The 24611-nt window shown below is 46.8% G+C and carries 19 protein-coding genes and 1 tRNA gene; 14 read left to right on the top strand and 6 right to left on the bottom strand.

Annotated elements, in window-relative coordinates; translation table 11 throughout:
* Positions 1-87 precede the first annotated feature (87 nt).
* Positions 88-3054 (bottom strand): translocation/assembly module TamB domain-containing protein, encoded by a 2967-nt coding sequence (locus B2U97_RS06895; RefSeq protein WP_286830375.1) that lies wholly within the window; start codon positions 3052-3054, stop codon positions 88-90.
* A 410-nt stretch (positions 3055-3464) separates the two neighbouring features.
* Positions 3465-5192, bottom strand: coding sequence for an autotransporter assembly complex protein TamA (locus tag B2U97_RS06890; protein WP_114982022.1), 1728 nt, complete (start codon positions 5190-5192; stop codon positions 3465-3467).
* Positions 5193-5277: 85 nt separating this feature from the next.
* On the opposite strand from B2U97_RS06890, the gene B2U97_RS06885 reads away from it, so the two are divergent.
* The 7 genes from B2U97_RS06885 (at position 5278) to B2U97_RS06855 (ending at position 10425) form a co-directional block, all read left to right on the top strand.
* The gene (locus B2U97_RS06885) at positions 5278-6135 is read left to right on the top strand and encodes an HDOD domain-containing protein (protein ID WP_011235118.1); all 858 of its coding nucleotides are present in this window, start codon (positions 5278-5280) and stop codon (positions 6133-6135) included.
* A 95-nt stretch (positions 6136-6230) separates the two neighbouring features.
* Positions 6231-6307, top strand: a tRNA-Trp gene (locus tag B2U97_RS06880).
* 67 nt (positions 6308-6374) lie between these two features.
* Positions 6375-6695, top strand: a complete 321-nt coding sequence (locus tag B2U97_RS06875) for a hypothetical protein (RefSeq protein WP_011235117.1) — start codon at positions 6375-6377, stop codon at positions 6693-6695.
* On the top strand, positions 6682-7119 hold the full coding sequence (gene rimI, locus B2U97_RS06870) for a ribosomal protein S18-alanine N-acetyltransferase (protein ID WP_011235116.1): 438 nt from the start codon (positions 6682-6684) through the stop codon (positions 7117-7119). Before B2U97_RS06875 ends, rimI begins: the two co-directional genes overlap by 14 nt.
* Before the next feature lie 18 nt (positions 7120-7137).
* Positions 7138-7884, top strand: a complete 747-nt coding sequence (gene deoC / locus B2U97_RS06865; RefSeq protein ID WP_011235115.1) for a deoxyribose-phosphate aldolase — start codon at positions 7138-7140, stop codon at positions 7882-7884.
* A 4-nt stretch (positions 7885-7888) separates the two neighbouring features.
* Positions 7889-9229, top strand: a complete 1341-nt coding sequence (gene deoA, locus B2U97_RS06860; RefSeq protein ID WP_011235114.1) for a thymidine phosphorylase — start codon at positions 7889-7891, stop codon at positions 9227-9229.
* A complete protein-coding gene (locus tag B2U97_RS06855; protein ID WP_114982018.1) occupies positions 9226-10425 on the top strand; it encodes a phosphopentomutase in 1200 nt (399 codons plus the stop codon). The genes deoA and B2U97_RS06855 overlap by 4 nt, the downstream gene beginning before the upstream one ends.
* Here the strand turns inward: B2U97_RS06855 and B2U97_RS06850 are convergent.
* Positions 10418-12109, bottom strand: a complete 1692-nt coding sequence (locus tag B2U97_RS06850) for a methyl-accepting chemotaxis protein (protein WP_110014290.1) — start codon at positions 12107-12109, stop codon at positions 10418-10420. The genes B2U97_RS06855 and B2U97_RS06850 overlap by 8 nt on opposite strands.
* A gap of 178 nt (positions 12110-12287) precedes the next feature.
* Here B2U97_RS06850 and prfC point away from each other — a divergent pair, with 178 nt between their 5' ends.
* On the top strand, positions 12288-13877 hold the full coding sequence (gene prfC, locus B2U97_RS06845; RefSeq protein ID WP_110014242.1) for a peptide chain release factor 3: 1590 nt from the start codon (positions 12288-12290) through the stop codon (positions 13875-13877).
* A gap of 11 nt (positions 13878-13888) precedes the next feature.
* Positions 13889-14680: a TatD family hydrolase gene (locus B2U97_RS06840; protein WP_227016352.1), complete on the top strand. Its 792-nt coding sequence runs from the start codon at positions 13889-13891 to the stop codon at positions 14678-14680.
* Here B2U97_RS06840 and B2U97_RS06835 read toward each other — a convergent pair.
* Entirely contained in the window at positions 14637-15269 is a 633-nt protein-coding gene (locus tag B2U97_RS06835) for a YtjB family periplasmic protein (RefSeq protein ID WP_227016351.1), read from the bottom strand. The genes B2U97_RS06840 and B2U97_RS06835 overlap by 44 nt on opposite strands.
* Positions 15270-15296: 27 nt before the next feature.
* Between B2U97_RS06835 and serB the strand changes: the two genes are divergently transcribed.
* The gene (gene serB, locus B2U97_RS06830; protein WP_114982015.1) at positions 15297-15959 is read left to right on the top strand and encodes a phosphoserine phosphatase SerB; all 663 of its coding nucleotides are present in this window, start codon (positions 15297-15299) and stop codon (positions 15957-15959) included.
* Here serB and B2U97_RS06825 read toward each other — a convergent pair.
* Positions 15933-18437 carry a PilZ domain-containing protein gene (locus B2U97_RS06825; RefSeq protein ID WP_272988825.1) on the bottom strand — a complete coding sequence of 835 codons (2505 nt, stop codon included), beginning with the start codon at positions 18435-18437 and terminating at the stop codon, positions 15933-15935. The two genes, serB and B2U97_RS06825, sit on opposite strands and share 27 nt — an antisense overlap.
* Before the next feature lie 65 nt (positions 18438-18502).
* Here B2U97_RS06825 and radA point away from each other — a divergent pair, with 65 nt between their 5' ends.
* Entirely contained in the window at positions 18503-19867 is a 1365-nt protein-coding gene (gene radA / locus B2U97_RS06820; protein WP_114982013.1) for a DNA repair protein RadA, read from the top strand.
* A gap of 52 nt (positions 19868-19919) precedes the next feature.
* On the opposite strand, the gene ettA is transcribed toward radA, so the two are convergent.
* Positions 19920-21584 carry an energy-dependent translational throttle protein EttA gene (gene ettA / locus B2U97_RS06815; protein ID WP_114982012.1) on the bottom strand — a complete coding sequence of 555 codons (1665 nt, stop codon included), beginning with the start codon at positions 21582-21584 and terminating at the stop codon, positions 19920-19922.
* 159 nt (positions 21585-21743) lie between these two features.
* Here ettA and glyA point away from each other — a divergent pair, with 159 nt between their 5' ends.
* From glyA to ribD, 3 genes are read left to right on the top strand one after another with little or no spacing between them, the layout of a single operon-like run.
* Positions 21744-23000, top strand: coding sequence for a serine hydroxymethyltransferase (glyA, locus tag B2U97_RS06810; protein WP_110014248.1), 1257 nt, complete (start codon positions 21744-21746; stop codon positions 22998-23000).
* A gap of 39 nt (positions 23001-23039) precedes the next feature.
* Positions 23040-23489 (top strand): transcriptional regulator NrdR, encoded by a 450-nt coding sequence (nrdR, locus tag B2U97_RS06805; RefSeq protein WP_011235103.1) that lies wholly within the window; start codon positions 23040-23042, stop codon positions 23487-23489.
* The gene (gene ribD / locus B2U97_RS06800) at positions 23482-24609 is read left to right on the top strand and encodes a bifunctional diaminohydroxyphosphoribosylaminopyrimidine deaminase/5-amino-6-(5-phosphoribosylamino)uracil reductase RibD (protein WP_114982011.1); all 1128 of its coding nucleotides are present in this window, start codon (positions 23482-23484) and stop codon (positions 24607-24609) included. Before nrdR ends, ribD begins: the two co-directional genes overlap by 8 nt.
* Positions 24610-24611: the final 2 nt, after the last annotated feature.

The following is a 24611-nucleotide window of genomic DNA, read 5'->3' as shown; positions in this document are numbered from 1 at the left end:
TACCCCGGGTTTAACCCCCAACCTCCCCACCTGATGCAAGAGCATCAGGCTACTACAAAACAACCTTTGGTGATAAAGCGAGGTGAGTTACTTAGTTTCGATGGTATATATTAAATCGCCACCTTGACCTTCAGTGGTTGAGGTGGATTCAAAAAGTAGTCTTTCAGACAGTGTGTAGCGCAGTATGAAAGTAGAGGTTGGTTCTAGTAAGCCAATTCCATACTTAACGTACAGACGAGGAGAGAGGTATTTACCTATATACAAAGAGGTATCATTGACATCACTGGTTTCAGAATCCAAAGCCACTTCATCTAAATCAAAAGTGTCTTTTATGCCTTCAGTTAGAAACTTGGCGCTACGGCCACCAACTAATAGTGCAGCCTGTAGTTCGAGATTATTCGCATCTCCCTGGCTACCCGGCGGCTTTCCGAATAACAGGTACGAGAGGATAGTACTGTCCGGAAGAGGCGGTGTTGAAAAAAGGCTTAATTCAGGTCGGTTTATAGTACCGGTAACTCTGGCTCCTATCGTCTCAGGCGGCCGCTCGTCGATACCGGTTTTTTCAATATTACGGGTAACTCTAAGATTTAGGGATGGAGTATCTAAAGGCCCCCCATTGAAAAGCAAATCACCGCGTTCAATAGCTAATTTTTGTCCGTAAATCTCGTAATTACCGGATACGACCCCAATACTGCCGTTACCTCGTGCAACGGAATCGGGTTGCTGTGTAATTTGGAGTTTCCCTTTTAAGTTACCTGAAAAACCTAGAGCTTCGACGCGAACTTGTTCTCCTAGACTCACTGTTATATCTGTATTAGTAGAAAACAAAGGAGGATCTTTAGACTCATTTTTCAAAGTAACATCAGCTGACTCAGTGACAGCTTGATCTAAATTCACTGGTGTTATTCGAGCTTTAGGTAGATGTAAATCCCCTCTGACGAATACAAGATCTTTCTCAAGCTTTAGGGAGATATCAGGTGATGCAACAAGGAGAAGATCCGGGGTATCTAAAATCAATAGATCTTTACCCTTTATAACGAGGTTTCCGGTTCGTTTAAATGCATTGAGCTCCCCCTCAATAGCGACATCACCATCACCTATTTTGCCGTCTGCATTAACCGTAAATTCGCCAACATTTGCGTCTGCCGTTAGTTTTGCATTGAGCTCAGTAATTAATGTACCACTGGCTAATACAATGATTCTGTCTGCATTAAGGTTAACTTTTCCTGAAGCAGTTGGATCATTTAAATCACCTGCAATATTGAGTTCTGCGCTAGTACTCCCATTGCCGATATCCACTTGCGGTGCAAATAAATTCAGTAACTCTAAACTTTTAGAATTTAATGAAACCTTTCCGGAAAGAGGACTGTCGGGAGCTACTTTTTCGATAGTAAGCTGCCCTGACAGGTTAAAATCGAGTTCGTCAGCTATCGCTGTCATTCCAATATCAATGCCCTCGTCGTCGCGGTTTTTAGCGGTTAAGTTAAGCTGATTTAAAATAACTTTTTCTTCACCAGCCAGTACTTGACTGTTATCCGCGTTAATAGCGCCGTCAAGCTTCCTTAACGTCATATTTTCATAATCGAATGTACCGACAACCTCAGCCGATACCTCTCCAGTTAGCTTGTAAGCGACGTCGGGTAATACAAGAGCTTGCAGTAAATCCAGCGGAATCTCACTGGCATCTGCATCGAAACTTATTAACTTGTCCTGCTGTTCTAACTTAAGGCAGAAGGGATTATCTATCCCTTTGTAATTTAGACAAACTGGCGTTGTATTGAACGTGATGTCCTCATAGTTAAAAACGACCGTGATAGGTTGATTTAAACTAACAGTATTGTAGTCAGGGTGCTTCAGGTTAAATTTATTAAAACCTATTTTAAACTCTGGTTGGTTTAGTTGCCCACTAATATCACCGGTAGCTACAACCTCTCCTTTAACGTCAGAAAGCTCGCTTAAATCTTTAGACGTTACTTGCCAGGTGAGCTTTTTGCCAGGGCTAAGCGCCCCTTCAGCGATAAGTGACTGCGCTCCCCAGCTGGCATTAAACTGGTCAACAAATAAGTAGGGCTCTGACAAACGCAATTTCGCTTCTGCATTGACCGTCCGCTGTTGATATTCACCCGAAATATCCGTAGTTAAAGATAAATTGTCTTTCCAATTGATAGCAGCCTTGCCACTGACAGTTTCATCATTATGAGTAAGTTTCAGGCTTAAGATATTTAGGCTGTCAGACTTAAGTTTAGCTTCAGTAACAAGCTGTAAGTCTTCTTCAAGTACGCCAGACAGTTCGTTACTTAAATTAATTGCAAGCTCATCGAGTTCGCCTTTGGCCTGTAACCGGCCTTCGTGGCTGCTGATACCGTTCGGTTCGTAGGTTATTTTTTCCCAACTTACAGAAGCATCAATTACCGGAGTAGTCGATAGTGATGAAACATTTCCCTGCAAGGTTAGCTGTCCCTGGATATCGCCTCTAGAGTGCACATTGAGTGGTGCGAAGTTTATTATGTTGTCTTGATAGCTAACGGAGCCATCGATATCCATTGTCTGTTGATTAACTGTGACAGCTATGTCGGGCTCGATACTGGCTTGTGTTACTCCACCCTCTCCACGTATATCTCCGGCAAAACTCAATTCAACCTGGTCAGCTCCGACACTTGCCAACCACAGGCTCAGGTTATTCTGCTGCCAATTGCTGTCAAACTGCCAGGTAAGCTCGTTCAGCGGGTTATCGATTTTAGCGGTAACTTCACCGACAAGTCCTTCGGATAGTTCACTATTTGTCGTCAGAGATCGAATGTCGCCAGCTATCTCCGTTTTTACTTTAAGCGAAGGGAAGTCTGGTGAGTGAAAATGGGTGTTATTTTCGAGCTCACTTTTAAAAGGATAAGATAATTTAGTTTTTCCGGAAATCTCGGTGGTTAGGTATTGGTGCTCCAGACGAAACTGTCTGATATTAAGCTGGCCATCAGCGTTAGCTCTGGCTGATGCTTCAATCGTTAGTTCCTGAGAAGGAGTTTCTAAAATAAAAAAACGGCTTTCCTTAACCAGCAAGTTACGCAAGTTGACATCTAAAGGCAGCTCAATTTGAATGTCTTCAACAGAAGCTTCAGAATCCGCGTTTTGACTCGAATTCTGAGCTGCACGAAGACGGATCTCGCCACCAAGGCTTTCTATGTTATCTATTCGAATAACACCGGACAACAAAGCTAGCGGATCCCAGTTTATGATTAGCTTGTTTGGTGTATAGGAAAACGTTTCGCTTTCAAAACGAAAATCTTCAAACTCAAACTCATTCAGCAGAGTTCCATTAAATGCTTTGTACTGGATGTCTACCGATAGATATTTTTGTCCCTGAGTTAGTATCCAGCGGCTGCCAGTTTCACTGCCAACCAGGCTGATAGCCATTAGTGGGACTAAAACAACCAGAACAAGAACTGTAATGGCCAACCAACGATAAATGCTCATAAATCGGGGCCTAAGGTAAAGTGTAGGCGCCAGGGCTTATCTGGCTCATCTATTGCCTGAGCCAAATCCAGACGAACCGAACCAATAGGAGAAATCCAGCGAATTCCGAATCCAACACTTTGTTTCAGCTTTTCATTAGGTTCAATCATGGCATTACCAATATCCGTGAATAAAGCGACACGCCAATTTTCCTTAAAGCGATAATCAATTTCTGCGCTGGCAACAGCCAAATAACGGCCACCTAAAATGGTTCCTGTATCGTCTTCTGGTCCTAATTGCTCATAAGCGTAGCCGCGCACGCTGTTGTCCCCGCCAGCGAAAAAACGTAGCGAAGGAGGCAACTGATTAAAATCATCTATATAGGTAGCGCCGGCTTCGGCTCTGGCAAGAAAACGTATATTGTCTGTAACAGGGACAACGGCTTTAAAGCCAAGTTCCACGCTGGCTAAATCGGCATCAGACAAAACTGCTTCACTTGCTGCTTTTAGTGTTACATCAAAACGAAAGCCTTTGTCGATATTTAACCTTCCATCGGCTGTCACATAGTTCCAACTGGCTTGCGGAATTAAAAACTGACTGGTTCCCGAACTTTCGCCAATTTCGAAGTCATCGCGTTGCCAGTTTAACCCGTACTCGCGTTGCCATTTACCCATTGCAACAACGCTGGATGCGCCAAAGCGATATAGTCGGTTAGTTTGTCCTTCGTTATCTTTATCAGAGGCCTCGGCTCGAATCTGGTAATAATCTGACTGAGGGTTTTGACCCGGAATGATGTAGTTTGCACCAACGCGGCTTTCTACTTCTGATAACTGTGTCATCCCCCTGAGTTGGTGTCCCTGCGTATTGACCCAACGGCGGTTGAGGCTGGCACTAATACGAGCTCCGGTATCGGTTCCGTAACCAACACCGTATTGATACTGGTTTCTGAAGTTAGGCTCGGAGCTGACAGAGATAGGTACTGTGTGCTCTTCGGCATTTCCCCAGTCCGGACTGACCTGAACTTGAGAGAAATATCCGCTGTCACCTAATGCTACTTGTAATTGACTGAGTTCCTGTGTGTTGTAGCCTTCGCCGTGTTCAAAAGGAACAAAGCGATGGAGCAGTTCGTCGTCGAGTATATCCTGTTCGAATGTGACCTGCCCGTACTCGTAGCGTTTCCCGGAATCAAAAATCACTTCTATATCAGCGGTGTTTTCTGCAACATCAATTTCGACATTGTGTTTTATAAAGCGAGCATCGTGATAGCCGCGCTGACTCGCTAATGACAATAACCTGGACTTAACTTGTTCGTAAGTACTATGAATAAAACGTTGTTTTTCTTTGAGGCTATTATTCTCTATTATGTTCTCGAACGCCTCGTCTTCAGCCGCGTCGCCCCGAATTTCCCACATGTTTTTAGCAATTTTTACCGGGTCATTCAGCTCAATTTGGTAGGCAGCTGACCAACCTCCCTCAATGGTTTCTAGTTGAGCATTCACTTCAACCTGATAATATCCATATGGGCGGAGTGCTTTTTTAATGTCGTCAGGTGCTTGTCTATGTAGATACCGGACTCTATAGTCGGCGTAACTTTTGTCTTTATCCAGACGGGCTATTTGTAATAGCGCCATAACATTGGCGTACTCGTCTCCCTCAACACCGGAGACCGCAACTTCAACTGAAGCAAGAGCCAGCCCGTTGAAAAGTATACTAAAACTAAAAAGAATAAATCGAAAGTAACGCATTGAAGTGTTATACCAGACAAAAAGTTAAGACATAATCGCATGCTTTAAGATTTCATGTAAATCATTGGTTCAACCCGGAGACTCTATGGCGATAGAAATTACGACGGCAGAAAAACGATTGTTACAAAGAGTAAGTATTCCACCGCGCCCCGAAACTTTGCTAACTGTGAGTCGTGAAGCCAAAAAAAGTGAACCTGATGTCAACGTTATCGCTGAATCTATTTCGGCTGATATGAGTATAGCCGCCGCTGTTTTACAGGTTGTTAATTCTGCCGCTTACCGCAGAGCAAGAGAGGTCGATTCAATTCAGCAGGCCGTCATGACGCTTGGCTTTCGCCGGGTTTTTCCGATTGTAAGGGCGGTTGCTCTTAAGTCGGCTTTGACATCTGACTATGATCTCAGCGAGTTCTGGCGTTATAACGAGTGGGTTGCCGGGGCCTGTGTGATGATCGCTGAAGCCATCGGACGACCGGAATTGAGAGATCATGCTTATATGCTGGGTCTTTTTCAAAGCTCAGGAATACCGGTTATGTTGGCTGAGTTCGATGATTATGCTGACTTACTAAATGCCGCAGAAAGTACTCCCTGGCAGCAGGTACAAGCTAAAGAGCTAGAGCTTTTCCAGACTTCACACACTACTATCGGTGCGCTGTTGGCACAACAATGGAAGTTGCCGAAAATTGTAGTTGAAGTCATTTATTATTTGTTTGAAGACAGTTCAATTTTCAATCACTCCAGTGAACTTGACAATTTAACCCTCGACTTATTGGGAATACTAAAGATATCGCGATACGCAATTGATTTGAGAACCCGCAGTTTGGCCGGAGAAGAAGAATGGCAGTATGTTCAGGATGGCGTACTTGAGCATTTTCAAATTGATGAGTTTAAGGTAGATGAGATGCTGCAGATTGTTCATGAGGAGCTTTTTGATACAGAAGCCTAGCCATAATTGTTTAATTTATCTGCAAACAGTAGGTTAAGCCGTAAATATCGCTTGTCTGAATACTGGGTGTCGGTATAATTCTCCGCTCAAGCGTTAGGGGCGTAGTTCCAATTGGTAGAACAGCGGTCTCCAAAACCGACGGTTGGGGGTTCGAATCCCTCCGCCCCTGCCAGTTTCTAACTGGCTATCCTTCCCAAGCTTGAGTAAACTGCATTTATCTGTTTTCAACGGTAATCGTCATGCTCCCAGAATGGACCAGTCAACAACGCGCCGCATTACAAGTTATGGGTATTCCCATTTGGGAAAAGAAACGTGCGTCGGCACCGGTATTTTATTATCGTCTGGGCCCTCTCTATTTGCGTGGAGAGAGAGAATTGCCTGTTTCTTTGCCCGGTTGGCTTGATGATCTTTGTTTGTACTTCGAGCAACGCCCGGTTGCTATAAAAGCCCCCTCTAAAACTCCAGATGTGTGTTTCGATTACACTGACAGTCTTACTGGTTCATTTCCGGTGGAAACAAAAAAATCTCTCTGGCAACAACTTAAACATGCAAAGCTTTAATATCGAGGATTTTCGACCCGGTGAGCTTGAGTTTTCGGTCGAAAAGAAAGCACATCGCACCCCATGGCCCTGGTCTGTATTTAGCGAAAGCCATGGTGAACAGTATCGTTGTCGGCGGCTATTGAGCGACTCAAGGGTTATTGGTTTTACTATTAGCCAGTTAGTTGCCGATGAGTTGACGTTGCACAATATTGCTGTGGATCCTGACTTTCAGGGGCAGGGCTTTGGTTACAAACTCATGCAGGACTTATTAGACTATGCTGAAAAGAAACACTGCGTTGTGTTTCTGGAAGTTCGTGCTTCCAATGCTGCCGCTATCCGCTTATATGAAGGCAATGGATTTGATACGGTAGGGCGCAGAGTCAATTATTATCCAGCCGCCGACGGGCGTGAAGACGCTTTAGTTATGCGTTGGGAAAGCTAATAACCAAATGGAGTAATTATGCCATCAACACAACAGGTACGGGCACTACAGGCCTTGTCCTTTATGGATTTAACCACGTTGAATAACGATGATACCCGAGAGGTTATTGAAGACTTATGCCAACGTGCCTCGATAAATAAAAAGAGTGTCGCTGCGGTTTGTGTGTTCCCTGAATGGGTGGCGTTGGCTCGCCAGTTTCTCAACGAGCAGGGGCTGGATACCAAAGTCGCTACGGTTACTAACTTTCCTGATGGCAGTACCAATGTCGCCCGCGCCGCAGCAGAAACCGAGCGAGCTATAGCGGCCGGAGCGCACGAGGTTGACGTGGTCCTGCCTTATGCTGCTTTATTGCAGGGTGATGAGAGCACCCCGGCTGAATTGGTAAGAGAGTGCAAGGATATTTGCGGCGATTCTGTTCAGCTAAAAGTCATTATTGAGTCAGGTGAGCTTCAGCAACACGATAAAATTGTTCTGGCTAGTGAGTTAGCTATTGCTAACGGCGCTGACTTTATTAAAACCTCAACCGGAAAAGTATCGATAAATGCCACCTTGAAAGCGGCGGAAGCTATGCTGGGGGTCATTAAATCCAGTCAAACAGATTGTGGTTTTAAAGCCGCAGGCGGAATCGGGACTCTGGATGATGCGGTTCAGTATATTGAGTTAGCCGAGCGGATTATGGGTGAGGACTGGGTCACAGCTGATAATTTCCGCATCGGAGCCAGTAGCCTGTTGCAGGATCTCCAAAGCCTTTTGGTTAAGGTTTAAGTTTATGTTTTTGGCGCAAGAAGTTATTCGCAAAAAGCGTGACGCTGTAAGTTTATCCGACACCGATATTCAGCAGTTCGTTAACGGAATTTGCGATGATAGCGTCAGTGAGGGGCAAATAGCTGCGTTGGCTATGGCTATTTATTTTCGCGGTATGTCGGCGCAGGAAAAAACAGCTTTAACCGTTGCTATGAGAGATTCCGGCGATGTTCTTGACTGGCGACAGGACAATTTAAATGGTCCGGTATTGGATAAGCACTCAACCGGCGGTGTCGGTGACGTCGTTAGTTTAATGCTGGGTCCTATTGTCGCAGCCTGTGGTGGCTATGTTCCGATGATTTCGGGGCGTGGTCTGGGACATACTGGCGGTACGCTGGATAAATTTGACGCCATCCCCGGCTATCAGACCGCGCCGGATAATCGGCGCTTTCGCGACACGGTTAAGCAGGCTGGTGTTGCCATTATTGGGCAAACAGGGCGTCTGGCACCAGCTGATAGCCGCTTTTACGCAACGCGCGATGTGACCGCGACAGTGGAGTCGATTCCGTTAATTACAGCTTCTATTCTGGCAAAAAAGCTGGCTGAAGGCCTTGATGGTTTGGTTATGGATGTTAAAGCCGGTAACGGTGCATTCATGCCAGGATACGATGAGTCGAGAGAGTTAGCGCAGAGTCTGGTTAGTGTTGGCCGGAAACTGGGAGTAGAAACCACGGCGCTTATTACTGACATGAATCAGGCATTAGGTTCAGCTGCCGGTAATGCGGTTGAGGTTCAGTTAGCCGTCGATTATTTAACGGGAAAGCGCAGAGATAAACGCCTGCATCAGGTAACAAAAGCCTTATCTGCTGAGTTGCTGGTGTCGGGAAACTTGGCTAAAAGTACTGACCAAGCTGAGGTTATGGTTGAAAACGTACTGGGAAGCGGTTTGGCGGCGGAACGTTTCGCCAAAATGGTCGGTTCTTTGGGTGGACCTCACGACTTTCTGGAAAAAAGCGACCAGTACCTGCCCCAGGCAAACCTGAGAAAACCGTTAAAGCTTCCCGCCGAGTATCATGGGCTATATTTATCGGAAGTGAATACAAGAGAATTGGGAATGGCGGTTGTCTGTTTAGGTGGAGGCCGGCGCAAAGCTGATGATAAATTGGATTTAAGCGTTGGTATGACCGATATCCTGACAGTTGGATCGAAAGTGGACTCAGAGAGTGTCATTGCAACAGTGCATGCCAGTAACGAGTCGGACTGGCAAGAGGCTGCTGACAGCATACTGAAAGCTTTGAGTTTTTCCTCTACCCCGCCGGAGCCCGACTCTGTTATCTATGAGCGCATAGCCGGAGAGACTGAATGAGCAGAGCCATTGTTCTGGTATTAGATTCGTTTGGTATTGGTTCAGCCCCCGACGCTGATAAGTTTGGTGATGAAGGCGCTGATACTTTTGGCCATATCGCGGAATACAGGTATCAGCACGGACAACCCCTGCAGTTACCTAACCTTACCCGGCTGGGTTTAGCTAAAGCTCATAAAGAAGCGACAGGCACCTATGCCAAAGGTTTTCACGAAGTGGAAACTTATGGTGCTTATGCCTGTGCCGCAGAACTCTCGTCGGGAAAAGACACACCCTCTGGTCACTGGGAGTTAATGGGCGTTCCCGTACACTTCGAATGGGGGTATTTCCTCAATGAAGAGAACAGTTTTCCCAATGAATTGTTAACTCAAATTCTTAAGGCCTGCGAACTCGACGGTTATCTTGGTAATTGCCATGCTTCGGGCACTGAAATCCTAAAGCAGTTAGGTGAGCAGCACATTCGTAGCGGTTATCCTATTTTTTATACCTCTGCCGATTCCGTGTTTCAAATTGCCGCGCACGAAGAACATTTTGGTCTGGAGCGTTTATATCAGGTATGCGAGAAGGTTAGGGCCCTTATAGAGCCATATAATATTGGTCGCGTTATTGCACGTCCGTTTGTTGGCGATAAAGCGGACAACTTTGAGCGTACAGCCAATCGAAAAGACTACTCTGTTTTACCACCTAAGCCGACGGTGCTGGATAAGCTTCAAAATAAAGGCGGCAAGGTTATTGCTATCGGTAAAATCTCGGATATTTTTGCCGGGCAGGGCGTTTCCGAGTCGGTCAAAGCCTCGGGGCTGAACGGGCTTTTAACGGCCACATTAAACGCAATGGAGAAATCCCCGGAGAACACATTAATTTTTACCAATTTAGTGGATTTTGACACCTTATACGGACACCGGCGGGATATTGATGGCTATGCCCGGGAACTGGAAACGTTTGACCAATGGTTGCCTGTTATTGAATCGGCAATGAAACCGGATGATGTTTTGGTATTAACCGCCGATCATGGCTGTGATCCCACCTGGCAGGGAACCGATCATACCCGTGAATTTATTCCTTTATTACTGTCGGGTCAAAACGTGCAGGCGGGTAACCGGGGGAAACGACACAGTTTTGCCGATTTAGGGCAGACACTGTGTCGTCTATTTGACTTACCCGCGATGGAAGAAGGCAAGGCGATTAAGCTTAGCTAACACGATACCGCTTAACGTTGTTCTCAAGTTGTGCCGCAGTGTTACTAAGCTCTTTCATATGCTCTCCGGCCTGTTGAGTGCCATCGGCGGTTTGCTTCGCAATATCGACAATTGCGGTCATATTTTGGTTTATGGTTTCCGAAACCGATGTTTGCTCTTCCGCTGCAGTCGCAATTTGAGCGTTCTGCGTGTTAATGGTGTTTACCGCCTCCAGAACTTTCGCCAAAGCGTTTTCCACTTCAGCTGCTTCAGCGACACTGGTTTCACTACCTTCTTTTATTGAAGCCATGACGCTGGACACTTTTTTACTGCCTTGCTGCAGTTGCTCTATCATCGATTCAATTTCGTGAGTGCTGTCCTGAGTTCGTTTTGCCAGAGTGCGAACCTCGTCGGCAACAACGGCAAAACCTCTGCCAGCTTCACCTGCACGAGCCGACTCTATTGCCGCGTTAAGCGCCAGTAAGTTGGTCTGTTCAGCAATGCCTCGAATAACATCAAGCACGGAGCCAATTTTCGCTGAGTGCGCGTTAAGCTGTTCAACCTCTGATGCACCATTTTCCACTTTTTCTGCCAGACCGTGAATGACATTAACGGCTTTGGTCAGCAGGTGATTACTTGAATGAACCAATTCTTCTGCCTGTTCAGCTGCTGATGACGCTTCGCTGGCGCTACGGGCGACTTCATGAGAGGCCGTCGACATTTCGTTAATGGCGGTTGCCACCTGCTCACTTTCTGCCTGCTGCTCGGTTACTCCCTCGCGAGCGTCAATCAGAACTTTGTCGAGCTTTTGAGTGGAGCGGCTGACGGAGCTCGCAGAATGACGGATATTGGTTACCATATCGGAAACCTGGTCGGCAAAATCGTTAAAGGCCTGCCCAAGATCGGCCATTTCATCGTTGCTGGTCGTATCGAGGCGCTGGGTGAGATCACCGTCACCTTTTGCAATTCTTTCCATAGCGTTAAGGGCGTTACGCAGTGGTCGTGTAATTCCTTTGACCACAAACAACGCCAGCGCGGCGATAATCAGCAATGCAATAATTGACGCAACGATGGTTTCAACAACGGCGTCGGCTAGTGCTTCATCAACATTATTTTCAATTCTGGCGGCTTCCTGCTCCATTCCGGCTGTCCAAAAGCCAGTACCTATTACCCAGTTCCACTCGTTTAGTAGCTTGGCGTAACCGAGTTTAGGATTGACTTGCTGCTGAGTATTCTGCCAGTCATATTTGACGAAGCCGCCACCGCCTTCTGCTTCTTCAATAAGCTTTCTTATAAGGTAAACCCCATTAGGGTCCTGAAAGTCGAACAGGTTTTTACCTTCAAGGCTTTGATTAACGCCATGAGCAACACTGACACCCTGACGGTCATAAACAAAGAGGTAACCCACATCACCAGAGTCATCAAAACGTAGTTGCCGTAGTATTTGCTTTGCGCGTTCTTGTCTTTCCTGTAACGAGCCCAGAGAAGTGTCTTTTACAAGGTGCTGGATAGAAGTAAATGCTAACTCCAGATAGTTAGAAAGCTCCTCTCGACTGTCTTTTTCCATTTGCGCAGTGAACTCTTCAACCGCGTTTTGGCCGACGGTCGTCGACTGAGACAAGTTATACCAGGTTAAGAATACAGCGATGAGTACCGGAGGTATTAGAGCCAGGGAAAATACTTTAGCTTTTATCGTCAGTTGCATGGGCAGGTTACTCTGGTTGTTCATATCAATTGTGTAGTCTAGCGCAGACTCGGAATCCTATCTCTTAGACGTTAGTAACGTATCTATCGCAGATTATAACGATCCATGGTTTGTGTATCGGCAGCAGATCAGCGAAAATAAGCAATATCGTTAAATTTAACCAATAAGAGTCTTGTTGATGTCTGAATCCAGCTTGCAGAATGAAGTCGCGAAACGTCGTACCTTTGCCATTATCTCTCACCCGGATGCCGGTAAAACCACGATTACTGAAAAGGTCTTGCTGCATGGTCAGCAGATCCAAAAAGCGGGAACGATAAAAGGCAAGAAGTCTGGTCAGCATGCAAAGTCGGACTGGATGCAAATGGAGCAGGAGCGGGGCATATCTGTAACGACTTCGGTCATGCAGTTCCCTTATAATAATGCTCTGGTGAATCTATTAGATACTCCCGGACACGAAGACTTTTCAGAAGATACTTATCGTACCCTGACCGCCGTCGACTCCTGTTTAATGGTTATTGACGGGGCTAAGGGTGTCGAAGACCGAACCATTAAATTGATGGAAGTCACGCGTTTACGTGACACGCCTATTATCACCTTTATGAACAAACTTGACCGTGACATTCGCGACCCGCTGGAGTTGCTGGATGAAGTGGAAGATGTTTTGAAAATTATGTGCGCACCTATTACCTGGCCGATTGGTTCCGGCAAAAACTTTAAAGGGGTTTATCACCTTCTTAAAGATGAAACGATTTTATATAAAACCGGGCAGGGACACCGAATTCAGGAAGAAACCATTATAAAAGGTCTTGATAACCCTGAGTTGGATGAGAAGTTAGGCGTATGGGCAGATGAGCTACGTGAGCAAATTGAACTGGTGAATGGGGCATCAAACCCCTTTGATAAAGAATTGTTTCTTGCCGGAGAGTTGACCCCGGTGTTTTTCGGGACGGCGTTAGGTAACTTTGGTGTGGATCATATGCTGGATGGCCTGGTCGACTGGGCGCCAAGACCTCAGCCTCGCGAAACCGATCAGCAAGATAGTGTTAGTGCAGACAACAAAGACTTTTCTGGCTTCATCTTTAAAATTCAGGCGAATATGGATCCGCGTCACCGGGACAGGGTCGCATTTTTGCGAATTGTATCGGGCAAATATGAAAAAGGCATGAAAATGCGCCAGGTGCGTACAGGGAAAGACGTGCGTATCAGTGATGCATTAACCTTTTTAGCCGGCGACCGTTCGCACGTGGAAGAAGCATATCCAGGCGATATCATTGGTCTTCATAACCATGGTACCATCCAGATTGGCGATACCTTTACCGCAGGCGAAGACTTCAAGTTTAGTGGTATTCCGAACTTTGCGCCTGAGCTTTTCCGTCGTATCCGTTTGAAAGATCCGCTTAAGCAGAAGCAATTATTAAAAGGCTTAGTGCAGTTATCTGAAGAGGGCGCCGTGCAGGTGTTTCGTCCGCTTATCAGTAATGATTTGATTGTTGGCGCTGTTGGGGTTCTGCAGTTTGATGTGGTTGTTCATCGCCTGAGAACAGAATACAAAGTCGATGCCATGTACGAAAATATTAACGTCGCGACAGCGCGCTGGGTGAGCAGCAAAGACGAGAAGAAACTGGATGAGTTTCGTCGTAAAGCAGAAGCGAATCTGGCATTAGATGGTGGTGATAATCTGACTTACATCGCCCCGACTATGGTGAATTTGAGCCTGGCAGAAGAGCGTTACCCTGATATTGAGTTTACTCACACACGCGAACACTAAAGCTTATGAATATGCTTTACGACACTCATTGCCATATTGATTTTCAGGCATTTGATGAGGACCGGGAGCAAGTTTTAGAAGCGGCCGCCGAAGCCGGAGTTGAGCGCTTTTTGGTGCCGGGTGTTAGTGCTGAGCAATGGCCCCGGCTGCAGCAGTTAGTTAATCAGTTTTCAAGCTGGCGCTTTGCTTTAGGCTTGCATCCCTGGTTTATTCAACAACATAATCTGAACCACCTGCAAGAGCTTGAGCAAGCCTTAGATACTCCGCATGAGCGGTTACGGGCAGTGGGCGAGGTGGGGCTGGATGCTACCTGCGATAATTCCGAACTGCAGCGCGAGCTCTTTATTGAACAGCTGAAATTAGCGACGAGCTATCGCCTGCCTGTCATTATACATCATCGTAAAACTCTGGAGACAACTCATCCTTTAGTCAAACAATATGGCCCTGAGCAAGGCGTTATACACGCTTTTAGCGGCAGCTATGAGCAGGCTATGAAGTTTGTTGATTGTGGTTATAAGCTGGGTGTTGGCGGAGTAATTACTTACACTCGTGCACAAAAAACACGACAGGCAATAGCCAAAGTACCGCTATCGGCTTTGGTGCTTGAGACGGATTCACCGGATATGCCTATTTGCGGACATCAGGGAGAACGTAATGAACCGGCAAGGATTGCAAAGGTTCTGGGCGTTTTAGCCGAGTTGAGAGAGGTTGATAAAGACTCACTTAGCGAAGCTTTATGGAAGAACAGTTGTGAGCTGTTTAATGATGCTCAACCTGCCAGTAACGATCACGTATCCGGTTAAAGCCAAGCATAATAAACACACCGGCCAGCATCGCCAGAAGAAGTAACAGTTTACCTTGTTGCATCAGGCCGTTATGGGCGGTCTGGCTTTGCTTCAATAATAAATCTTTATCGAAAATGACCTGTAAATAACCACTCACATTGTCTTCCAGGTTAATTTCTTCAACCAGTACCCATGGCTCAGAAGTGTCTTCGCTAGTGGGCCAGTCAATAATGGATGAATTAACACCACTGTGCACGAGCAGTTCACCAAAGCGGTTACGAATAGTTGCCGCCATAATTTCGGGGTGGCTGGCGATATTGTCGGTCAGAGCCGTTAAGCGCTCGGTATTTTGATGTTCAAGCCAATAATGTGCTTCGTGCTCGGCCTGATCCATCATAAGCCGAGTTACCGACTGAGTTTGCGAGAAAATTTGCTGTTGCGACTGGACACTGGCAATATTCCAGACATTAATAATGATTAGCAGTAATCCACCGGCAGCGGCTAAGCGCAGAGCACGTTTCGTCATAATACGAATAATGGCTTTGGTTTTGTTGTTAAGCAAAGTACTTTTTACTCTTTGCCATTGCCTGGATTCTGTTAGTCGCATGAGTTCAGCTCAGGAGTTTCCCGTTAAATGAAACACAGTTCTGGTTTAATTGTTTTCGACATGGATTCTACCTTAATTCATATTGAGTGTATCGACGAAATTGCACGATTAAACAACCGTTATACTAAAGTCTCGGCCATAACGGAAGCCGCTATGAGGGGAGAAATTGATTTCGCAGAGAGCTTAACCCAGCGTGTGGCCTGCCTTGAAGGCATTAAAGAGTCTGCTCTGGAAAGTTTATTTTCACCTATTCCATTTAACCCCGGCGCTAAAGAACTTATTCAGGCGCTGCAAGCCGCGGGCTGGAAAACTGCACTGGTTTCCGGTGGTTTCACCTGGTTTGCAAACCGGGTTCAGGCGGCTCTGAATCTGGATGCGGTTATCGCTAACCAGTTGGAAGTAGCCGATGGCTGTCTGACCGGGAAGGTATTAGGTGACATTGTTGACGCTAAAGTTAAAGCTGAACAGCTTCAGCAACTGGCCGGGCACTGGAATATTCCGTCTGACCGAACTGTAGCGGTAGGAGACGGCGCTAACGACGCCGTAATGCTTAAAGCCGCCGCTGTTGGTATAGCCTTTAATGCAAAACCGGCATTACAGGCTATTGCGGATTATTCTGTCAATTCCAATAACTTACTCGAGATACTAGGCTGCCTTAAACAGTCAGAACTTATTGAGCCAGTTATTTAAGCGCTCCTGTTGTTCCTTAATGGCATCGGAGCCCGATAAGGCAAACTCCAGTAAGCTTTCGGTCACATCAACTGTGTCTGCAATGGCGTATACCTGCCATAAGTCTTCTTCTATTTCCTGCGCCCGGTAAGCGGCATAGCGGCTAATGTAATTCAGTTCGGCCTGAATAAATTGAGTATCAGGGCGTCCTGTTCTGGAGAGCGTGACAGTGACAGCCCGAAAGATAGAATTGGGAATACTTTGCTCAATAAATGATTCAATGGCCTGGTTGTCATTACCCTCCAGCCATTGGGTCTGAACAATGTCCTCGCCATTTTGACGATATAACCGTAGTAACAGTAATAAAGTGACAGGTTCCGACGTACGGTCCATCTCATTTAACCTGGGTAGAAGTTCTTCTGTTAACGAAGAGCCTCTCAGCAGCGGTTGTAAATTAATTGCACTTGGCTGACTGCCGGGAAATTTAGCTAATAATTTAGTCCATCCGGATGGCCAGTTAGAGAGACCGGCCCGGCGCACAGAGGTTTTACGTTTTTTGTTTCTGTACAGGAAAACCGGTAATGAGCCTGGAGCGTCGCAGTACAAATTACGCAGACAAAGTTCCAGCCCATTTATTGAGGTGTTTTCCACTTGCAGCTTAAGCAGGTCACGCTGTTCACGAATTAAAAAGCGTATGAATTCCGAGCCCATGTGTTGTTCGTGGTCACCTTCAATTTTCAAACGCAAGGTGGTGCGGGCGTCGTCAATAGAAGCTATGGTGTAAGCTAAATGGTCTAACTTGGCTTTTTTATACAGCTTCTTGAAGCCGGTCAGCGAAATGTCGACGTTGTCACCTTTTTCTGCCGGTAGTGGTGTATCAATTTGTACTTGCAGACCGCTGACAGAAAGGTCAATGATCATGCCGTCACGAACCAGCTTGCCAACTTTAACCCGGCAGCGGCTGCGGTAGCTGAAGCGTTTTTCACTGCGTAAGTTAATAAATTCAAGGCGTGCTTCTTTTGTCCGAATAGGTGTGGACGGTGGGTGTGCGAAAGCTTTTAATGATGATAACTGCTCTTTTTCGATACCGGTATTGAAAAAGCCCTGCAAACTTTCCGTTATATCGTTGACCACTCCCATATATCGCAAAGGTGCTATCGCTCTTTTAACTTGTGCTGTAGGTGGGTTGATGCGAAACGGAACATTAATGTTTTTCGGTACGCTCTGAGGTTGCCATGCCTGATTCAAATCTACCCGACGTAAATCGATTTGATAAACTCGCCAGGAGGCTTTTTTACTGCCGAAGGCAATATAAGTGTCCCATAACCCGGTTTTTTGAAGTTCTTCTGCGGTGGCTGAGTAGTTGTATATTTTTCCACGTGCGGTAATAGAAAAGGTCATAACCAGTAAACGAGCATGCTCTTTTTGAGCTAAGTCCTGCAGTAACCAGCGGCTGCGGCGTAGGTTAAAAATAGAGCCGAAACTGATTTGATTCAGTTCATTAATCCAGTTACTTAAAATAAAGCGGTTGTTGTCGGTGGTTAATACGTAATCGGCTACCAGTTGTTTGTTTGCCTCCGAAAAGAACACCGGTAACTGCTGCATTCTGGGCAACAGGAATTGCTCGTGTCCTTTATTGAGTATTGTGTTGTAAGTATTGTCGACATTGACGCGGTAGCGTTTCTTATAACCATTAATGAATCGATGAAAAAACTTATCCAGTTCGGCTGACTGATAATCCGGATCTCGATTCAAACTTAAGTAATGTTTGCCGTCTACTTCCTGAACTCCGACAACGTGATAGGGAATTCGGGTTTCGGGGTTTACCGTGAACTCTTTAGCCAACCCGGTAAAATAAAGCGAAAGTGAATCGCCGTATTGCAGATTATGTTCGTCGTTAACACGCACGCGCATACCTGTAATGGAAATATCAGCCGTTAACGCCTGATAATTTTTTCCTTTACTGTCTTCAAGCCCGACTTCGATGGTAAAATTCATTCGTTCTTCGGCGCGGTAAGGGTACTGGCCAAAGTGGAATGTCTCTAAAAGGTAAGATTCAGCCTCGTTGTCGTTGTTTAAAAATGGTGACTGGCCACTTAAGGGCTCGGCGTTGTGGTTCGCTAAACTTTGTGCGAAGGCTCTTTCTTCTTCGCGAGCCTGGCGTAAATGATTGTCTGCATCCAGTATTTGTTCAAAAGTATCCTGGGTGAAAACGCCTTTATAGGTTTCCAGACCCTGCTCAAAAATTTCAATAGCAACATCGTCAAGCTGATGCCTGCGCCCATTGTATTCGTAAGGACGGCACTCGCCATCGACCTGATTACGCAAATCAACAGTGCGATGACAGGGAGCAGCTAAACGTCTAAGCTCCATTTTAAGCTTGAACTTTGTGGGACCATCTTCGTTTTCAGTTAACGACTGAAATAAGGTGTCAAAGTCAGTATCGTAAACGACGGGTTTTAACTGATCGATAAGTTGGTCAAAATAATGGTTCGGCATCGAAGTCTAATATTTTTTATAGTTATTCTTGAATAATACCTCATCATAAAACGAGAAGCAGACGAATGGCAAAAGCAAAAAGTGCGTATGTGTGTAATGACTGTGGCGCCGACTTCCCGCGCTGGCTTGGGCAATGCCCGGAATGCAAGGCCTGGAACACGCTAACTGAAATTCGTTTAACATCAAAAACAACCCCTACTTCATCGGAACGGCGGGGTTTCAGCGGTATTACCGAAGGCCGGGTGCAAACCCTGAACGAGGTAGACTTACAGGAAGTTCCGCGTTTTAGCTCGGGCTTTCAGGAGTTTGACCGCGTTTTAGGCGGCGGAGTTGTGCCCGGATCGGCCATACTCATCGGCGGTTCACCGGGGGCGGGGAAAAGTACCTTATTACTTCAGGCCTTATGCAAATTGGCAGAACGTATGCCGGCATTATACGTTACCGGCGAGGAATCTCTGCAGCAGGTGGCAATGCGGGCTCAGCGGCTTAACCTGCCGACGAATAAGCTGCGTATGCTGTCTGAAACCTCAGTGGAAAGCATTTGTCAGCTTGCTGATAAAGAAAAACCCGCCATTATGGTCATTGATTCCATTCAGGTGATGCATATGGCGGATATTCAGTCGGCACCGGGCAGTGTCTCTCAGGTGCGTGAATCAGCCGCGTTTTTAACGCGTTACGCCAAACAAAAAAATGTCGCCATTATTATGGTCGGACACGTCACCAAAGAAGGGCATCTGGCCGGGCCAAAAGTGCTGGAACATTGCATTGACTGCTCTGTACTTCTGGATGGCTCATCAGATTCCCGTTATCGCACCCTGCGTGGCACCAAGAACCGTTTTGGTGCGGTAAATGAACTCGGTGTATTTGCGATGACAGGTGGCGGACTGAAAGAGGTCTCGAATCCATCGGCTATCTTTCTGCAGCGCGCCGAAGATCAGGGCAATGGCTCTGTGGTGATGGTGATATGGGAAGGTACCCGACCCTTGCTGGTTGAAATTCAGGCCTTGGTCGATTACTCGGCTCTTGCGAATCCTCGGCGCGTTGCGGTGGGGCTTGAAGCTACACGGCTTGCGCTGTTGCTGGCGGTTCTGCATCGGCATGGCGGTTTACAGGTTTCGGATCAGGACGTTTTTGTGAACGTTGTTGGCGGGGTTAAGGTATCCGAAACGTCGGCAGATTTAGCGTTGTTGCTTGCTATTGTCTCCAGCTTTAAAGGAGAACCCTTAGCACGTGAGTTAATCGTGTTTGGAGAAGTCGGGTTGGCCGGTGAAATACGCCCGGTACCTAATGGTCTGGAGCGTTTAAACGAAGCGGCTAAGCATGGTTTTAAAAAAGCTATTGTACCTATTGGTAATACGCCCAAAACCTCACCCAAGGGTATGGAAGTTATTGGGGTGAAAAACCTTCAGCAAGCGCTGGATGTCATGTAATTCGGAAATAAAAAAGGGGAGCGATAAAGCTCCCCTTTTGCTATTCAGCCTATTAACCAATAGGTTTGTATTTAATGCGGTGCGGCTCCATAGCCTGTTCACCGAATTTTTCTTTCATATAAGCTTCGTAATCGCTGTAGTTACCTTCGTAGAATACCACTTCACCTTCGTCGCGGTAGTCCAGAATGTGAGTAGCAATACGGTCAAGGAACCAACGGTCGTGCGAAATAACCATCACAGAGCCCGGGAATTCCAGAATCGCTTCTTCCAGTGCCCGCAGGGTTTCCACGTCTAAATCGTTGGTGGGCTCATCGAGTAACAAGGTGTTGCCACCGGCTTTTAGCAGCTTGGCTAAATGCACACGGTTACGCTCACCACCAGACAGCTCGCCAATACGTTTTTGCTGGTCGGTACCACGGAAGTTAAAGCGACCAACATAAGCCCGTCCGTTAACTTCAAAGTTACCAATTTTCAGAATGTCGTTGCCGTCAGTAATTTCTTCAAAGACGGTTTTGCTGTCATCCATGTTGTCGCGGAACTGATCAACACTGGCTAACTGCACGGTTTCGCCCAATTCAACTGAACCACTGTCAGGTTGTTCCTGCCCGCTAATCATGCGGAATAAAGTAGATTTACCGGCACCGTTTGGACCAATAATACCAACGATAGCGCCTTTGGGGACGCTAAAGCTTAAGTTATCAATTAACTGGCGCTTGCCGTAAGCCTTGCTTATAGCGTTAACCTCAATAACTTTGTCGCCTAAGCGAGGGCCCGGTGGAATAAACAGTTCGTTGGTTTCGTTACGTTTTTGGTAATCGCCACTTTGTAGTTCTTCAAAGCGGTTAAGACGAGCTTTGCTTTTCGCCTGACGGCCTTTCGGGTTAGTACGTACCCACTCCAGCTCTTGCTTAATGGTGCGCTGGCGTGCTTTTTCAGAACGCTCTTCCTGCTCCAGACGTTTCTCTTTTTGCTCCAGCCAGGAGGAGTAGTTGCCTTCCCACGGAATGCCGTAACCACGGTCCAGTTCAAGGATCCAGCCCGCAACGTTATCAAGGAAATAGCGGTCGTGGGTAATCGCAACCACAGTACCATTGTAGTCGTGCAGGAAGCGTTCAAGCCAGGCCACCGATTCCGCATCCAGGTGGTTGGTGGGCTCATCTAGTAACAGCATGTCAGGCTTCGACAGCAACAGGCGGCAAATGGCCACACGGCGTCTTTCACCACCTGACAAGTTACCGATTTTTGCATCCCATTCTGGCAGGCGCAGCGCGTCTGCAGCACGTTCAAGAATGTTGTCAATATTATGCCCGTCTTTTGCCTGCAACAAGGCTTCAAGCTCACCTTGCTCTTTTGCTAAGGCGTCAAAGTCTGCATTTTCGTCGGCATAAGCGGCATAAATTTCGTCAAGCTTAGCGAAAGCCTCTTTTACGTCGGCCACAGCCTCTTCAACGGTTTCTTTCACCGTTTTATTTTCATCTAACTGAGGTTCCTGAGGTAGGTAACCGATTTGGATACCTGCTAACGGACGGGCTTCGCCTTCGTATTCATTATCAACACCCGCCATAATGCGCAGTAAGGTCGACTTACCAGCACCGTTAACGCCTAAAACACCAATTTTGGCGCCGGGATAAAACGACAGAGAAATGTCTTTTAAAATCGTTTTCTTGGGGGGAACAACTTTGCTCACCCGCGACATTGAATAGATATATTGCGCCATAGCGACGTAAAATCCTTCTTATCAACAAAAAAGTTACTGCATAGTTTACTGTTATTTACGGACATCCCCAAACTTTGTTGTGCTGAACTAGGCACTCATTTGTGTTTTAAGGTAAAATAGCGGGCAAATTAAGACCATTTAATGATTTGGAGAGCTGTAATGCTGAAATCTGAGATGAACATTGCCGACTTTGACGCGGACTTATGGCAGGCGATGCAGGGTGAAGTTGAACGTCAGGAACAACACATTGAGTTGATAGCATCGGAAAACTACACCAGTCCGCGGGTAATGCAGGCTCAGGGGTCACAACTGACCAACAAATACGCAGAAGGCTATCCGCACAAGCGTTACTACGGCGGCTGTGAGTTTGTTGATAAAGTAGAAGACTTGGCTATTGAGCGGGCAAAAGAATTGTTCGGCGCCAAGTACGCAAACGTACAACCGCATTCCGGTTCTCAAGCCAACACCGCTGCCTTTATGGCAATGATGGAAGCCGGCGATACCTTTCTTGGTATGAGCCTGGCTCACGGCGGTCACTTAACACACGGCTCTGGTGTGAACTTTTCGGGCAAACTTTACAATGCGGTTTCATACGGTCTGGATGAATCCACCGGTGAAATTGACTATGCCGAAGTTGAAAAGCTGGCGCTGGAACATAAACCGAAAGTTATCGTCGCAGGTTTCTCTGCGTACTCAGGCATTGTTGACTGGGCAAAATTCCGTGAAATTGCCGATAAAGTTGATGCTTATTTAATGGTTGATATGGCGCACGTAGCGGGTCTGGTTGCTGCCGGCGTTTATCCGAATCCTGTACCTTATGCTCATGTTGTCACTACCACTACGCACAAAACTCTGGCGGGTCCTCGTGGCGGTTTGATTATTTCCGGCAGCGATGATGAAAAGTTACACAAGAAGTTAAATAGTGCGGTATTCCCGGGTAATCAGGGTGGGCCGCTGTGTCACGTAATCGCGGGTAAAGCGGTGGCTTTTCAGGAGGCGCTGCAGCCAGAATTTAAAGACTACCAAAAGCAGGTGTTAGTGAACGCCAATGCCATGGTAAAAACCATGCAGGCGCGCGGTTACAAAATTGTGTCGAACGGCACTCAGAATCATTTATTCCTGGTCGACCTTATCGACAAAGATATTACTGGCAAAGACGCTGATGCGGCTTTAGGTAACGCGTTCATTACCGTAAACAAAAATGCGGTTCCTAATGACCCGCGCTCACCTTTTGTCACTTCAGGTCTGCGTTTAGGCACGCCGGCAATTACTCGCCGCGGCTTTAAAGAAGCTGAGGCTGAGCAGGTCGCCAACTGGATTTGCGACGTGCTGGATGACATTGCTGACGAAAGCAAAATTAATGAAGTTCGCGAGCAAGTAAAAGCGTTATGCGCTAAGTTTCCGGTTTACGGTTAATTGCGATCAGTTGTAGAGCGCACATAAAGGAGTCAGGCAATGCATTGTCCATTTTGCGGCACACAGGATACTAAGGTTATCGATTCGCGATTGGTTGCGGATGGTGCCTCGGTTCGTCGCCGGCGTGAATGTAATCATTGCAAGGAACGCTTTACAACCTTTGAGACCGCTGAGCTGGTCATGCCGCGGGTTATCAAAACTGATGGTTCCCGCGAACCATTTAACGAAGATAAACTCCGAAATGGATTGCTGAGAGCGCTGGAAAAGCGGCCTGTGAGTCTCGAGTTGATGGAGCAGGCTATTAACAAGATTAAATCCAGTATCCGGGCAACCGGTGAGCGTGAAATAAGCAGTAACTTCGTCGGCAGTCTGGTAATGGAAAATCTCAAGCAGATAGACAAGGTTGCTTACGTTCGTTTTGCTTCTGTTTATCGCTCGTTTGAGGACATTCGCGAATTTGGTGAAGAAATAGCGCGCCTTAATGACTGAGTTAAACCCGCAGTACTTTGACCATCAAATGATGCACCGTGCGTTAATGCTGGCACGGCGTGGGCTGATGACGACCCGGCCAAACCCTGCGGTGGGTTGCGTAATTACTTCTGATAATAAGGTTGTCGGCGAAGGCTGGCACCATCAGGCTGGCGAGCCTCACGCTGAAGTACATGCTTTGCGCTCGGCCGGGCAAAAAGCCAGGGGCGCAACGGCCTACGTCACGTTGGAGCCATGCAGTCATATAGGCCGTACGCCTCCTTGTTGCGATGCGTTAATTGAGGCCGGAGTAAAACGTGTTGTGGTTGCAATGCAGGATCCAAACCCACGGGTTAGCGGTAATGGTATTCAGCGTCTAAAAGCTGCTGGTATTTCTGTGGACGTCGGTGTACTGCAATCGGCTGCAGAGAGTCTGAATCCGGGGTTTATTTCCCGAATGACACGGCAACGCCCGTGGGTAACCCTAAAAATGGCAACCTCGCTAGACGCAAAAACGGCGTTGTCAGATGGCCGCAGTCAATGGATAACGTCCTCTGCCGCCCGCAGTGACGTGCAGTTTTTTCGGGCACAGGCCGATGCCATACTGAGTGGTGCTGCAACGATTCTGGCTGACGATCCTAAATTGACAGTGCGTGTTGACCAGTGGCCAAAATCAAGACCGCTGCCTGAGCCTTTAAAACAGCCGGTACGTATTATTATTGACAGTCAGCACAGGGTGAATGATGAGGCCAGAGTTTTTGACTCTCCGGCGCCGGTGTGGTTAGTGCGAACAACTCCTGGTAAACCCAGTTGGCATCCACATTGTCATGAATTAATTATTGCCGCAGACCCTAACGGTAAAGTGAGTCTGCCGGCGCTTATGGTTGAATTGGCTAACCGCGAAATTAACCAGTTATGGACTGAGTGTGGGGCGAATTTGGCGGGCGCTCTTATTCAGCAGCAATTATGCGACAGATTGATGATTTACAGTTCGGGTCAGTTATTGGGCCATCATGGACGTTCGGTTATCGACATGAACGAGCCGTTGAATTTAGCTTCAGCACCAAGGTTTAAAATTATTGATCGTCGGCAGGTAGGCCCTGATCAACGCTTGGTAGCAGTACCTCATACACAAGATTAAAA

It is taken from the genome of Idiomarina sp. UBA3176, assembly GCF_002364295.1.
Taxonomy (GTDB): Bacteria; Pseudomonadota; Gammaproteobacteria; order Enterobacterales; family Alteromonadaceae; genus Idiomarina; species Idiomarina loihiensis.
Note: the sequence above shows the minus strand (reverse complement) of the source record. Positions and strands in the feature narration are given on the sequence as shown.